Source organism: Mesorhizobium bavaricum (genome assembly GCF_056781655.1).
In genome coordinates, this window is record NZ_CM165566.1 from 6,748,075 (window position 1) to 6,761,693 (window position 13,619).

The window sequence follows — 13,619 nt, forward strand, 5'->3', positions numbered from 1 at the left end:
GATCCAGATCTTTTGCCAGACGAGTTGCCAGTCCCTAACCCCGATGAGAACCGTGACCCGCCAAAAAGAGTCCTGACATGAGCGGCGATGATACTCACAAGGGTGGTTGCCTTTGTGGCGCAGTCCGGTTCTCGGTCAAAGGCGCTCCGCTTCGCGTTGGCCTGTGCCATTGTCAGGATTGTCGCCGCGCAAGCGGCAGCGGGTTCAATTTCTTCGGTGTTTGGCCGCGATCTGCTTATGGGGGAACTGGCGAACTCAGGACGTTTGAAGGTCGGAGCTTTTGCCCCAGTTGCGGATCTCGCGTTGCCTCTTTGCGGGATGGCGAGGCGGAGTTAATGCTTGGTGCGCTGGATCTTGCTCCTACCGACATTATCCCCGGCTATGAACTCTGGATCGGTCGGCGCGAGCCCTGGCTCATGGATTTGCGATGGGCCGAGCAGTTTGAACATGATCGCGAACCGCGTGCCATTGCCGCGCCGCCAATTGAACCTGACATTCATGCACCGCCGCAGCAACCGGATGCTTGACCTGGCGCCACGCGTGACCGCGCCTCGAACATCTATGTCGAAGCCGTTTACGAGTTCGTCTGGACTGCAAGTATGTGAGTAGCAGCAGAGTGTCTCGCGATCCCATGACGACGCGTGAACCACTGTATCGAGCGTATCAAGGGCGCGGGCTCACTGTTTCAAGTATCTGTTCGAACGTGCATTGCCTCGGATTCTTGTCAGGGCGCCATCGCAAGAACCTGGTGCCATGCCGGAAGCGATCGCCGGTGACGTGATCGAAGCGAACTTCCGCCACTAGTTCGGGCCGCAATGGCTCCCACTCGCCGCTCCTTTCCGTGCTCCAACGGCTAGGACCGCCCGGCGCCTTGCCAGTGAAGCCCGGAGGTGACCGCAAAGCTTCGAGTCGTCGTGTCAGATTTGATCGGTCTTCCTCGGCGATCGTCGATGTGAAACCCACATGATCCAGTTGTCCGTGGCCGTTGTAGAGACCCAGCAGCAATGAACCGACCTCGCGCGACTTCGACAGATAGCGGAACCCTCCGACTACGCAATCCGCGGTGCGTAAGCGTTTGACCTTGACCATGACGCGCTCGCCAGGCCGATATTCATCATCGAGAGGTTTGGCGACGACGCCGTCCGTTGAACCCTGACCAGAGTCGCCAAGCCACTTCGTTGCGGTCGCCAAGTCTTGCGTACAGCGCGAGAGCTCAAGATCGGCGCAGCCAGCTGACTGCGCGAACGCTTCCAGCGCTTTGCGCCGTGCAGATAGAGGTTGTTGCATCAGGCTGGCGTCGCCACTGGCCAGCATGTCAAAAAGGATCAATTTGGCAGGGGTTTCGATCGACAGTTTTCGAATCCTGCTCGCCGCCGGATGCAGCCGCATCTGCAGCGCGTCAAACGAAAGCGAGCCAGCGACTTCAATGACGATCTCACCATCGAGGACGAATTCTCTGGCTTTCAGGTCACGCAACATCGAGACGACTTCGGGGAAATATCGGCCAAGCGGCTTGCCCGATTTTGCCCGCAAGTCTACCGCATCGCCGGCTTTAAACGCCAGGCATCGAAACCCGTCCCATTTTGGTTCGTACTGCCATTGGCCGGGGTCGCTCGGCAATCTATCGGATGGCTTTGCCTCCATCGGCGCGATGTCCAAGGGAAGCGGAAAGGACGATTTCAAATCGTTCGATTTCATGCGGCAAGCTTTGCTGAACCGAAACGTTTTATGGCAGTGCTGATCGACCGTGCGCCATCATCGTAGTCCGCCCACGCGACGGTCTTCTTCAAGAGGCCCGGCACTGTGCGTACGGTATATTTCTTGGGATCCAGGTCGGCTCTGACCTGCCCCCATGTCAGTGGCATGGATACCGTCGCGCCCTCTCTGGCCCGCGGTGACAGCGGGGCCACGGCTGTCGCCATACGATCATTTCGGAGATAGTCGAGAAAGATCCGGGACGTTCGCAACTTCTTGGCCATGTTGAGGAGGTAGAGGTCGGGGCGGTCCGCTGCCATTTGCATGCAAATGGCCTTTGCGAAGGCCTTGGCCTCCGGCCATGTCGTTTTGCTGCGCTGGCTGGCCAGCGGCGTGACAACGTGCAGCCCCTTGCCGCCGGTGGTCTTGCAAAAGCTCACCAGCCCCAGATCCTCAAGACGGTCGCGCATTTCCTTGGCGGCCACAACCACATCGGCAAAGGCGACTTCCGGACCTGGATCGAGGTCGAAGACAAGTCGACCCGGTACTTCAGGGTGATCGGGCTGGCAGTTCCAGGGGTGCAGCTCCAGGCCCCCAATCTGGGCGATCGCTGCCAATCCTTCAACACGGTCAATCTGCAGATAGGGCTTGTGGTCGCCGAAGACCTTCACGACCTCCAACAGATTTGACGTGCCGGGCATTGCGTGGCGCTGGAAAAACTGCTCGCCGGCAAAGCCGTCCGGCGCTCGCACGAGCGAACATGGTCGACCTTTGAGGTGGTTGATCATCCAAGGCCCAACGGTTTCAAAGTATTCCGCTAGGTCGAGTTTCGTGACCGGCTGGCCTCCATCCCCAGCATTCGGCCAGAGCGGTTTGTCCGGTTTGGAGATGATCACGCCCATGATGACCGGGTTTTTCGCCGTCCGGCCCGTCGATTTGGCTGGTTCGGCAATCTGCGTGTCACGAGGATTAGCCGGTCTATCGGCTTCAACGTCTTCTGCGGGCTTGTCCTCGCGCAAACCCTTAAAGGCCGCTTGCCTTACATTGCCCCCACCAGTCCAGCCTGCGAATTCGATTTCCGCAACGAGTTCCGGCCTGGTCCAAAAGACGGTCGAATCTTTCTTCGGTGCGCCATCGCCGGTAAACGGCGACTTGTCCGTCTGCATCTCCTTCAGCCTTGGAAGCAACTGCTTCACCTTCGCCTCGCTGTATCCAGTCCCGACGCGACCAATATAGGCGAAATGCTCTCCGCGATTGACACCGACCAGCAGCGATCGGAACCTGCCATTGGTTGTCGACCAGCCACCAATGACGACCTCATGGCCAGCGCGGCATTTAGATTTTGCCCAGGTGTCGGTCCTTCCCGACACATAGGCTGCATCAGATTTTTTGGAGACAATGCCTTCAAGCGAAAGCCGGCAGGCGGAGCGCAGCACCGCATCGCCGCCGTTGGTGAAGTGCTCGACATAGCGAATGAGATCCTCCTGGCCACGTTCGGCTTCACCAAGCAGCGCGCTCAGCCGCTCCTTGCGTTCAGAGAGTGGCAGCTTTCGCAGATCGACACCGTTCGCAAACAGCAGATCAAAGGCAAAGAAGATCAGGTCCTTCGTCCTGCGCTCCGACAATGCAGCTTGCAGGGCGGCAAAATCGGGCGCCCCGTTTTCTCCGAGCGCAACGATCTCGCCATCGACGATGACATTAGGAAGCCTGGCCGCCTCCTTTGCGATGGCGCCAAACTTCTGCGTCCAGTCGAGGCCTTTGCGGGTCTTCAGGGTGACGGCGTTGTCTTCGACCCGCAATTGCACCCGATAACCATCGAACTTGATTTCGTGAACCCAGTTCGCCCCTGCCGGCGGACGCGAAAGTGTTGCGCAGAGCTGTGGTGAAATGAAGTCGGGCATCTTCGCCCCGGAAGTGGGCGCCTTTTTGGATCGTGGAGATGCCTTTGCCTCTCTCGTGGCGCGTTCCTCGGCAGCAAGGCCGCGATTGCTGTCCCACACCGCATCCGCATCGGCCACCGCCGAGCCTTGGATCATAAATGGCTTCGGCCCGGCACCCTTTCCCGCAGCGATCTTCTCCATGCTGCGCCCGGAGGCAACCGATCGGTCCTGTGCCAGCACCGCGTCGCCATTGCCATCAGTCGCGTATTTGTCTCGATGTTTGATCAGCAACCAATTGTTCCGCTTGCCGCCATTGCGGTCATGCTTCATGCGAACCAGGACAAAGCTTCCGTGCAGGCGCTTGCCGTCGAGCGTGAATTTCAGATCGCCTTTTTCCAAGGCCTGTTCAGGAGACAGCGAGCCTTCCGGCTCCCAGTATCCGCGATCCCACAGTTGCACGGTGCCGCCGCCATACTGTCCCTTGGGGATCGTGCCTTCGAAGTCGCCATAGTCCAGCGGATGGTCCTCAACTTCGACTGCCAGGCGCTTGTCCTGAGGGTCCAGTGACGGACCTTTGGTGACGGCCCAAGACTTGAAGACACCGTCGAGCTCGAGACGCAAATCATAATGAAGCCGCGTGGCAGCATGTTTCTGGATCACAAACCGAAGCCGGTTCGATGTCGCGATGGAGCGCTCGCCGCTCGGTTCTTTGGTCTTCGTGAAATCGCGCTTGGCTCGATAGCTGGAAAGCTCGCCTTTTGTCATGGAAATACCCCGTCTGATGACGCAACGCGCGACTCAACGCGGTGAACGAGATTTGGTTCGCGAACACCACGACGGCGGCGGCAAGCCGCCCATTCGCCGCTTATGTCTCGCGCCACGGTCGTCAAGGGGGGCGTGGTGCGTGCCGAAATTCAACGGGAACCCCTACGATCTGGCGACGTTTTCATTCAGGCCGCAATGTAAGGATATGTGCCATGGAGACGGAGAGCCACAACCGAAGGGTGTGGAACCATTAGAACGTGGCCTCCGTTACTGGGTCTCGAAATCGCCATTGGGGGATCAAGTGGACAACGACGATGCGTCAGCGATTGCTTCTGGAGTAAGCGGTCTCGACTACATCCTTCGTGGCGGCTACGCCAAGAACCGATCCCATCTCATTGAGGGGAAACCAGGTTCTGGGAAAACCACCCTTGGCCTCCAGTTCCTGATTGAGGGAGCAAAGAACGGCGAGACATGCCTCTACATCACTCTATCAGAAAGCAAGCGCGAACTGCTCTCGGTTGCGGACCGTCACGGCTGGGACCTGCAGGGCGTACAAATTCTTGAACTTGTGCCTCCGGAGCTTAGCCTCGATCCGGCACAGCTTCAGACATTGGTTCATTCCTCCGAGCTGGAACTCGGTGAAACCGTCCAATCTGCCCTGGCCGAGATCGATCGCATCAAACCCGATCGTGTGGTGTTCGACTCGCTCTCTGAAATCCGGCTTTTGTCGCAAGGATCGCTGCGATACCGGCGTCAGGTATTGGCACTGAAGAGCTTTTTCATGCTCAACAATGTGACAGTGCTTATGCTCGACGACCTGACGGCCGAGCAGGACGACCTCAATTTGCATTCGATCAGCCACGGCGTCATTCGGATGGAGCAGCTGTCGCCCATCTATGGTGGAGAGCGTCGGCGGCTGCGGGTGATCAAGATGCGCGGCGTCCAGATCCGGGGTGGCTTTCACGATTTCGTCATTCGCCCAGGCGGCGTTACCGCCTTTCCGCGGCTGGTTTCAGCCGAGCATGAGATGGCGGAACATAGTTCCCCGGCCATAAGCAACAACCAGATCGACACCCTGCTTGGCGGCGGCTTGGAACGCGGGACCAGCACCTTGCTGATGGGGCCGAGCGGCGTGGGCAAGTCCACCATTGCCTGCACCTACTGCCATGCCGCACTCACGCGTGGCGAGCGTGTACTGGTGCTATTGTTTGACGAGACAAAGCGCATTTTTCTGGCGCGGGCCGCAGGGCTCGGCATGGATCTGCAGCCATTTGCCGATGAGGGCATGCTGATGCTTGAGCCGGTCAATCCGGCGGAGCTTTCGCCAGGCGAATTGTCTTCGCGCATCCAAGCGGCTGTGGAAGGCTCCAATGCCAGGATCGTCGTGATCGACAGCCTCACCGGCTACCTCAATGCCATGTCGGAAGAACAGCATTTGGTGCTGCAGATGCACGAGATCCTCACCTATCTCAACCAGAAGGCTGTAGTGACGATCCTGCTTCTGGCCAATCACGGGCTGTATGGTCAAATGGCTGCGCCGGTCGATATGACCTATCTCTGTGATTCCATCATGCTGCTGCGCTTCTTCGAAAACGCAGGTCGGTTGAGACGCGCCATTTCGGTTGTCAAGAAACGCGTCGGCCCGCACGAAGAGACAATTCGCGAGTTTAAGATCAGCGCTACCGGAGTGGTGGTGGGCGAGCCACTGGAACAGTTCCGTGGCATTCTCATGGGATCTCCAGAATTTGAGGGCAAGCAAGGCGATCTTCTGAGAGACAAGGCATGGTGATGTCGTCGAGCCCCGCAGTGCTCGTGCTGGCGCCACTCGGCCGCGATGCGAAGATCGCGGCCTCCATTCTGGCGACGAACCAGATTGCCTCGCGGGTTTGCGACAGCCTGGAGGACACTGTGCCTCTTCTGGACGAGGCACAATGCCTTGTCGTGGCAGAGGAAGCCCTGGTCAGTTCCGATCGAAGCCGGTTCGCAGCCTGGCTTGAAAACCAGCCGGCATGGTCGGATTTTCCAATCGTGCTTTTGACCATGAGGGGGACCGAGATTGACACGCGGCTCGCCTTTCTGGACCGCTATCTAATCGTGCTCGAACGGCCATTTTTGGCTTCGAGCCTCGCCAACTCAGTGCGCTCCGCCTTGCGTGCCCGTGCCCGCCAGCGCGAGGTCCAGTCCTACATCGAACAGAAGCAGGAAGTCGCCGACCGACAGAAATTGCTCATCCGTGAGCTGCATCACCGCGTCAAGAACACCCTGGCCAACGTGCGCGCCATGATGGGCGCGACGGCCAAGTCGAGCGGCAACCTCGAAGATTTCGTGCGGGATTTTTCAGCCAGGCTCGTTTCGTTGGCCGACACCCATTCAATGCTTACCGACGATTATTGGCAGACTGCATCCCTGCATAAACTGCTTGAAAGCGAGCTTGGCCACTACGAGACGCGCGACAGGCCGCGTATCGTTCTGGAGGGACCAAACGTCGCGCTTGTTGCTGACATCGCAATTCCCGTCGGGATGGCCTTCCACGAGTTGGCCTCCAATTCGTCGAAGTTCGGCGCGTTGTCGCGGCCTCAAGGCCGCCTAGATGTCTGCTGGTCGGTCGGCACGTTCGCCGATGTGCAGATAGTAAATCTTGACTGGCGGGAAAGGGATGGGCCGAAGGTTGAGCTCCCCATGCGCCGCGGTTTTGGCACGACGCTGCTGGAAAAAGTTGTGGCCGTGCAGTGTAACGCCAAGGTCGAATTGAACTTTCATCGTGACGGCTTGCAGTTCACCATGGCCCTGCCGCTGCGCGACACGCGCCTCGTGCCTATTTACTGACGTCGCAAGCTGAAAAGCCCGCGGGCGTGACCGCAACAATGCTAGCGCTACAGCCGAGACATCAGCTCTGAAAAGACGGCCTCTCGATCTCCTATATGCTTCTGCAACAAAGCGAGAGCTTCCACATGGTCAACCCGGCCGCATCAGGGCGCGAGCGATGGCCAGCTGCGCTTCCGCCTCGCGTCCAACCGACTTCCAGCATGCAATCGACCATGGCCTGAAAGCCGGGACATTGCCTCCTGGCAGTGGATTTAGCGATCGAGATAGTCGTCCTTATGTTTTGGTGGGTTGATCATCTTGCTCCCTGCAAATGGCGGTCGCCGTACTGCCTATGCTCAAGACAATACCAGTGCGACGGAGTTTGCGTCGGCACTTGGGCTAACCATCGTCTCGGCCGGCAAGGGCAAGAACAACCCGCTCAACCACGATGCCGTGCCCGACGACTATCGCGCGGAAGCGATCCGCCGCAACATGAACCCGCGCATGCTGGTCGAGTTCGTCGACGGCTCGAAAACCATGGTCGAGATGTGCGCCATCGCCAACGCACCGGGCTGGTGCCCGACGTGCCCGGCATGCACGGCCCCAAGGCCGACCGCGATGACCTCGTCAAGGTGCTCATTCCGCGCGAGGATGGCGGGCTCTTGTTGAAGAAAGGCGTCGTCGACTACACGGTCGGCAAGGGCGTCGCCCCCGGTGTCTTCGTCATCGTCGAGGCGACGCATCCGCGCATTGTCGAGCGCATGGACGATCTGCATATCGGCCACGGCCCCTATTACAGCCTGTTCCGGCCCTATCATCTGACCTCGCTGGAAGTGCCACTGACCGCCGCCCGCATCGTGCGTCTATCCGGATCACTCGCCCGCAAAAGCAGGGTGGTCTTGGTTCAAATTCTGAGTTGGAGCAACAAGGCGGCAGATCAGCCCGCCGGGTGCATAGTCGATCTCGACGCGCGCCCCGAAATCTGCCGATAGCACGCGATTAATTAAGCGAGTCCCAAAACCCTTCTTCATCGGTGCGGTGACCGGCGGGCCGTCTGCCTCTCTCCACTCGAAATGAAACACGACGGCATCTCCCTCACGCTGCTCCCGCCAAGAAACGTGAACCGTGCCCCGGGTGCTGGAAAGCGCCCCATACTTGGCAGCGTTCGTCGCCAACTCATAGGTAGCAAGGGAGAGCGACAACGCCTGTTTCGAGCCCAAGGTGATGTTGGGGCCGGATATGATAAACCTCCCTTGTCCGGTCCGGTGCGCTTCAAGTGCGTCGTGGACAACATTTCTTACTGACGCCGTAGCCCAGGTGTCGGCCGTCAAAGTGTCGTGGGCTTTTCCGAAGGCGGCCAAACGTCCGTGGAAGGTCGCCAGCGCAGATGCGGAAGGAGTTCCACGAAGCGTCTGCCCGGCGATTGCGCTGACCATTGCCAGCGTGTTCTTAACTCGGTGCTTCAATTCCTGATTCATCAGTCGTAGATGCTCTTCGGCCTGGACGTGGTCAGTGACGTCGATCCCCTCGCAGAAGATGCCCGTGCTCTCCCCGGTGGTCAGGCTGATCGGCTGATAGACAAAGTCGACCACTCTTGTCTTGGTAAGCGCTTCGGCGTCTCCAGCAAAGATGACTGGTACCCGTCTGCCGACATGAGCGACGCCTGTTCGATAGACCTCATCAAGCAATTCGAAAAAGCCTTGGCCCTCCATCTCCGGGATCACTTCGCGCACAGTTTTCCCGACGAATGTTCGATCCCCCACCAGGCGCTTGTAGGCAGCGTTGGCGATTTCGAAGATATGGTTCGGACCCTGGAGCACCGCTATGAAACCGGGCGCTTGCTCAAAGAGTTGCTCAAGGTAGCGAGTGTGATCTTCCAACGCCTCCTTTGCCAGATGCCTCTCAGTAACGTCGTTGCAGATGACCAGGACCCCACCGACCTCGCCATCGACATCAATCGGCCCGTAACTATACGTCCACCAGACATCCTCGCGCTTGCCGTGGCGGGTCACCGGGACCAAGGCGTCCTCGTCCCAAGTCGACCCTTTTCCGGCCATAACGAATTCAATTTGAGGACCGATGATGTGCCAGATTTCAGCCCAACAATCCTTGCCACGGTCTCCCAGGGCGCTCGGATGCCGTTCAGGCCCTAGTGTCGCACGGTAGGCATCATTGTAGAATTGGATGAGGTCGGGCCCCCACCAGATGAACATGGGGTGACGCGACTGGAGCATCAGCTTGACGGTTGTACGCAAACTCTGGGGCCAACCTTGAGGTGGCCCGAGGCCGGTCTTGTTCCAGTCGTAAGCTCGGGTGAGCGAGCCCATCTCCCCGCCACCTGACAGGAAATTGGTATTCGACGGGGAATCACCTATCGGCGCAGTGTCTAGAAGGTCGTTCAACACGCATCCTCCCTTGCAGGCGAAAGCGCGAAGCATCTTCCAACCATCAGCTTGCCGTGGCGATGCTGAGGGCGATCCACATTACTCGCTGAGGCAGGCTCTCACAACACACATCGGATTGCCACGAGGCTGCATTCGCGTAAGCGCTTCGATACATAACAGCGGATGGTCTGCCTCCAGCGAGGCTCCAGCTGGTTCGTCTGCTTCCAGGCAGCGGTTGAGCAATGCTGAGCGACCGATGTGAGGCGCAATGCAGCCCGACTGACGTACCCTGCGGTCCGCGTAAGGCAGCAATTCGCCTGATGGCAGGCCAAGCGCTCGTGAAACAAGCCCTCCGGCATGGACCCGGTTTGCTGATAGAGCGGATAGATGGTCGCGATCTCTTCAAGGCCCACCAGTTCGCGAATCACGATGTCCACTTCAAAGCCCTCCTCTTGCACCCGGCGCCACGCCACCCGTCGACACCGTACAATGTCCCCACCCCACTGGAAGATGGAATCATGATCCTAAGCAGGGCCGGTTACATTATACTCTTATCGGAGCGAAAGAAGCCGAGAAGCCGATGGCGCGCGGCGTGTCGGAAGCGGGGGACGGCTGCTTAGCTTCAACCAATCCGCCGGGAATACTGTCAGCCTTGCTAAAATCGTCAAGCGTACCCTTGCGAGGGATCACCCAACATCGTTAGCCTTGGTGACTTTGCGTATGAGCTGCTTATCCACCCAGTCCTGAATTGGCCGGTCGGGGTTGCGACTACGCCAAGTAACCACCGCACTCGGATTTGAACCTACTTGGAGCGCCAAATCTGTGAGCGACGGGAATTTCTTCTTAACCCCGTCGATTGTCACGGTAACCGGATTTGAAACCCCGCTCGGCATTGCCGCTACCCCTCCCTACTGCGACGGTTGAGGTGCAAGATCGATGCCGACATTTCGCCGGCGCCGCCCTCCTGATGCCCCTGCCGGTTAGGCCCGGTGCTTACTGGCCCGCCCGCCCCAAGTGCCGGGCCGCTGCTTCCGATAAGTGCCTCAAGTTCACCAAGCGTAAATTCAATCAGGTATCGGTATTTTGAATCATCCGAGTAAATGCCCTCGGCTTCAATCGATATAACCGGGCCGCCTGTTCCAGATTTGACATCGCCATCAATCAGCGATCGATGGAAGATGGTTCGAGAAGTTCCTTCCCGTTTGGCAGGCCTGACCAGCATCCGCATTGCTTTACCCCGTTATCTGCTCTGTGCGCCGGGCGAAGCCAGCGAACTTTCCGAAAAAGCCTGCCGCTCCTTCACGGCAGCGGCAGGCGCTAGTTGGCTCCGGGCGTTGGAGACCCGGCGCAGGTCGAACCTTTAAAGTGCGCTATTGTTCCACCCTGTTCCGGCGCATCAGACCTTTGCGCCATGGTCTAAGACCTTAGCCCTAAATGCCTGGGTAGAAGCCTCGCCAGCGCGCGTTTCCGCTGGCCGCTGTCCTGTGCCCCGCCATTCCTGCCAAGCGCGCTCTGCCGCTGCCCTGTGGCCGGGCGTCATGGGCTGCCAATCTGGCGGCGGCGCCGGGGTGAGGCTTCGGAAGGCTTGACGTTGTACGTTCCCTCGGGAACATCCCTGCGCCACCGACGTTCGGCTAGATGGCTTTCGTGACGGGGTTTGCATCTGCCGTGGTGGTTCTGTCTATCGTGCTGCTGTTCACCCATGCAGCCCGAGACCTTCAAAGCTCGCCCACCTATCATCGGATATGTCGCCGACTGCGCAGAGTGCGCTAGCGCGTCTTCACCTTCGGCGTGATTTCCTCGACCCTCACGTTGTCGCCGATCTCATTTGCCGTGGCCCACGCCTTCTCCCTGTCCTGGGTCGTAAGCACCGTGCGCCAATTCGGCTTCTCGAAGACGCTGACAATGTAGGTTGTGACGGGCTGGTCCATCGCTTCCTCTCATCTTATGAAAGCCCGCGCCTTGGAGGACCAAAACGCGGGCCGATCAGGTGGTGCGGATCCCGATCTTCGGCAGGGGAGCGGGTGAGCATCGCCTGCCGCAAGCGAGAAACTTTTAGAGATCGCTAATGTTCCGTCGAGCCCGCTTGCTCCAAAAAGCCGGACCTACAGGCGCCGGACATTCCGGACAACATTCGAGTTACATGTTGCTGGCCGGCCGAACTGGAGGCGATGGCCGATACACTGGCCTCTGTTGCGGCTTGAGCGGGATGTCGGCCAAAGATACGCGGATCGGTCTATTGGACACCGATAGGGTGTCGGTGCGGCGCTTCAGCAGCGTAGCGGACATCTTTGCAACGAGGTCTCGTATTTCCATGGGCGCTCCTCCCGAGCACCCCCCGCCGTCACTGTAGTTAGCAAGGCTGCAACTGCGCCGCATTTAACTTTGACGTATTGAAGCGGGCCGATGCGCCTTGGTAAAAAACGTACAATCGGATGCTATTGAAACCGCAGTTGGACGTATTATGAATCTCCAGTCACCATTCTGTCTTCAGCCTTTGGTTGGGAGGTTGCACTATGGACAAGCTAGGTGTTTCGGTATCGGCTTTCGACTGCGATATCATTCGCAGCGCCTTCATAAAATCCGTCCTCGAACAGAACATTCCAGAGGACCAATGGCGGGCGAAAGCCACGCTTTTGATCACCGAGTTTATGGGTAGCGCCGACATTGAACCCGAGTTGCTCGAATGGATTGTGCGGAAGTAGCCAGCGGAGCATACTCGCCTCATGGAGCCGCCAGTGCCAGCCGACATTGCCAACGACAACGGCAAGCCGGAAGATCGCCTAGCAGTCGCAACCGTGGCTCTGCACAGGGCTATGGAAGGCTTGGACGCACCGCCGAAGCTGATTGATGCTTTGGCCGTCAAGCCGCCTGTAGGCGCTACCCAGCCGTAGGAGAATGGCTACAGGACTTGTAGCAGGCCTGCCCTTCCAAAAGGCGGGCCGTTCGCGTTATGAATGAGGTTCCTACTGGGGAAGGGGAAACTATGCTTTCGCGAGGAGTCGTAGTTGATCTAGTCTTCACGGCCGCTGCGGGCATCGCTACTATCGTATGCGTGCTCTTGTCTCAGAGACAAGGTCAAGCGGTCACTTCTTATCCGCTTGTTTTTCCTGGTTATGTTTGCGACGATTTTGCTGGAGATGCAGGTGGCAGTCGCTCTCGGGGTTTATGTTCCGGTCAGATAGTTCACCGGGCCTCCCATTCTATCGGATGAACAGCGCAACAGGTGGCGCTACCCAGCCATAGGGGAATGGCCGGTGCAATGTTAACCCGAGACACCCAACTGCACCGGCCAATGCTAGAAACCCGCCCTGAAGGTATCCTATCGAATATTAGCAATCTCTCAATTGAGACTGAGTGCCCAAGGTCCATGGGCACAAAGACGCAAGGCATTGCCAGCGCTACCCACCTTGTAGGAAATGGCCGGTGCGGTCGGGGTTCTTGGAGGCCGCGATGACGCGGCTCAAGTGACGGACCTGGGGTTGCAAGATTTGGAGTCGGGCGATCTGCCGATGTCGGAAGGCGTATCGGATCGCAGAGGCGACCGCGCCTTAGTACTGCAACCGCCATGTACACAACACCAGCGATGGTAAGCAGCGCGCCTGTGAGGATGACAGCCATTTGGAGAAACGGTGGAAATGCCAGCGAGTTCCCGCGCATTATGCAAAAAGCCCGCGCTCTCGGCCAAAGCGCGGGCCGATCGGAGGCCCGATCTTCGGCAGGCGATGGAGGGCACCGCCTACCGCAAGCGAGAAACTTTTAGAAGTCGCCTATGTTCCGTCAAGCCCGCTTCCTGGGCGCTCGTTAGTTGGGCGGCATATCGTTGCCGTTCTCATCCAGATCGAACGTGAACGGCAGTACCTCTTCGTAAAGATTGTGGTACTCGATCACAGCGTGGTACTTCCGCAGTAGCAAGCGCGTTTCATCGCTGATGCCAGCGCGCTTCAACTCGCCCTGCGCATCGAGATACGCCTGCCTCAAACTCTTGGCCATGCCGCACTCCATGATCGCGCATCGTTATCACGACATCGCAGGGGAGCGCCCACTTTACGAAATTAACCAATCTTTGCCAGCCGGGAACATCCCTGAA

11 protein-coding genes and 1 pseudogene are annotated in these 13,619 nt (G+C 58.6%); 5 read left to right on the forward strand and 7 right to left on the reverse strand.

All coding sequences use genetic code 11. The annotated features are described in order from the left end of the window. The first annotated feature begins 77 nt into the window (after positions 1–77). Entirely contained in the window at positions 78–527 is a 450-nt protein-coding gene (locus AC1RZR_RS32630) for a GFA family protein (RefSeq protein WP_481827207.1), read from the forward strand. Between the two features lie 136 nt (positions 528–663). On the opposite strand, the gene AC1RZR_RS32635 is transcribed toward AC1RZR_RS32630, so the two are convergent. Both AC1RZR_RS32635 and ligD read right to left on the reverse strand, forming a co-directional pair. Further along, positions 664–1,698, reverse strand: coding sequence for an ATP-dependent DNA ligase (locus AC1RZR_RS32635; RefSeq protein ID WP_481827208.1), 1,035 nt, complete (start codon positions 1,696–1,698; stop codon positions 664–666). Beyond that, entirely contained in the window at positions 1,695–4,340 is a 2,646-nt protein-coding gene (gene ligD, locus AC1RZR_RS32640) for a DNA ligase D (RefSeq protein ID WP_481827209.1), read from the reverse strand. The genes AC1RZR_RS32635 and ligD overlap by 4 nt, the downstream gene beginning before the upstream one ends. A 301-nt stretch (positions 4,341–4,641) precedes the next feature. Here ligD and AC1RZR_RS32645 point away from each other — a divergent pair, with 301 nt between their 5' ends. From AC1RZR_RS32645 to AC1RZR_RS32655, 3 genes and pseudogenes are all read left to right on the forward strand, one after another. Beyond that, positions 4,642–6,129 carry an ATPase domain-containing protein gene (locus tag AC1RZR_RS32645; protein ID WP_481827210.1) on the forward strand — a complete coding sequence of 496 codons (1,488 nt, stop codon included), beginning with the start codon at positions 4,642–4,644 and terminating at the stop codon, positions 6,127–6,129. Continuing rightward, positions 6,129–7,166 (forward strand): sensor histidine kinase, encoded by a 1,038-nt coding sequence (locus tag AC1RZR_RS32650; RefSeq protein WP_481829173.1) that lies wholly within the window; start codon positions 6,129–6,131, stop codon positions 7,164–7,166. The genes AC1RZR_RS32645 and AC1RZR_RS32650 overlap by 1 nt, the downstream gene beginning before the upstream one ends. Before the next feature lie 357 nt (positions 7,167–7,523). Continuing rightward, a pseudogene (locus AC1RZR_RS32655) lies at positions 7,524–8,005 on the forward strand (homoserine dehydrogenase); the annotation flags it as partial. A gap of 12 nt (positions 8,006–8,017) precedes the next feature. Here AC1RZR_RS32655 and AC1RZR_RS32660 read toward each other — a convergent pair. From AC1RZR_RS32660 to AC1RZR_RS32675, 4 genes are all read right to left on the reverse strand, one after another. Further along, entirely contained in the window at positions 8,018–9,547 is a 1,530-nt protein-coding gene (locus AC1RZR_RS32660) for a sensor histidine kinase (protein WP_481827211.1), read from the reverse strand. A gap of 101 nt (positions 9,548–9,648) precedes the next feature. Next, complete coding sequence (locus AC1RZR_RS32665; protein ID WP_481827212.1) at positions 9,649–9,966, reverse strand: hypothetical protein; 318 nt, start codon at positions 9,964–9,966, stop codon at positions 9,649–9,651. Positions 9,967–10,427: 461 nt separating this feature from the next. After that, positions 10,428–10,757, reverse strand: a complete 330-nt coding sequence (locus AC1RZR_RS32670) for a hypothetical protein (protein WP_481827213.1) — start codon at positions 10,755–10,757, stop codon at positions 10,428–10,430. A 541-nt stretch (positions 10,758–11,298) separates the two neighbouring features. Next, a complete protein-coding gene (locus AC1RZR_RS32675) occupies positions 11,299–11,460 on the reverse strand; it encodes a hypothetical protein (RefSeq protein WP_481827214.1) in 162 nt (53 codons plus the stop codon). Positions 11,461–12,045: 585 nt separating this feature from the next. Here AC1RZR_RS32675 and AC1RZR_RS32680 point away from each other — a divergent pair. Continuing rightward, positions 12,046–12,234: a hypothetical protein gene (locus AC1RZR_RS32680; protein ID WP_481827215.1), complete on the forward strand. Its 189-nt coding sequence runs from the start codon at positions 12,046–12,048 to the stop codon at positions 12,232–12,234. Positions 12,235–13,333: 1,099 nt separating this feature from the next. Here the strand turns inward: AC1RZR_RS32680 and AC1RZR_RS32685 are convergent. Then, entirely contained in the window at positions 13,334–13,522 is a 189-nt protein-coding gene (locus tag AC1RZR_RS32685) for a hypothetical protein (protein ID WP_481827216.1), read from the reverse strand. Positions 13,523–13,619: the final 97 nt, after the last annotated feature.

What these genes read in the sequence shown, in the direction of transcription:
- AC1RZR_RS32630 (WP_481827207.1), top strand. Translation starts at nt 78, where the DNA reads ATGAGCGGCGATGATACTCACAAGGGTGGTTGCCTTTGTGGCGCAGTC.
- AC1RZR_RS32635 (WP_481827208.1), bottom strand. Translation starts at nt 1,698, where the DNA reads ATGAAATCGAACGATTTGAAATCGTCCTTTCCGCTTCCCTTGGACATC.
- ligD (WP_481827209.1), bottom strand. Translation starts at nt 4,340, where the DNA reads ATGACAAAAGGCGAGCTTTCCAGCTATCGAGCCAAGCGCGATTTCACG.
- AC1RZR_RS32650 (WP_481829173.1), top strand. Translation starts at nt 6,129, where the DNA reads ATGTCGTCGAGCCCCGCAGTGCTCGTGCTGGCGCCACTCGGCCGCGAT.
- AC1RZR_RS32670 (WP_481827213.1), bottom strand. Translation starts at nt 10,757, where the DNA reads ATGCGGATGCTGGTCAGGCCTGCCAAACGGGAAGGAACTTCTCGAACC.
- AC1RZR_RS32675 (WP_481827214.1), bottom strand. Translation starts at nt 11,460, where the DNA reads ATGGACCAGCCCGTCACAACCTACATTGTCAGCGTCTTCGAGAAGCCG.
- AC1RZR_RS32680 (WP_481827215.1), top strand. Translation starts at nt 12,046, where the DNA reads ATGGACAAGCTAGGTGTTTCGGTATCGGCTTTCGACTGCGATATCATT.
- AC1RZR_RS32685 (WP_481827216.1), bottom strand. Translation starts at nt 13,522, where the DNA reads ATGGCCAAGAGTTTGAGGCAGGCGTATCTCGATGCGCAGGGCGAGTTG.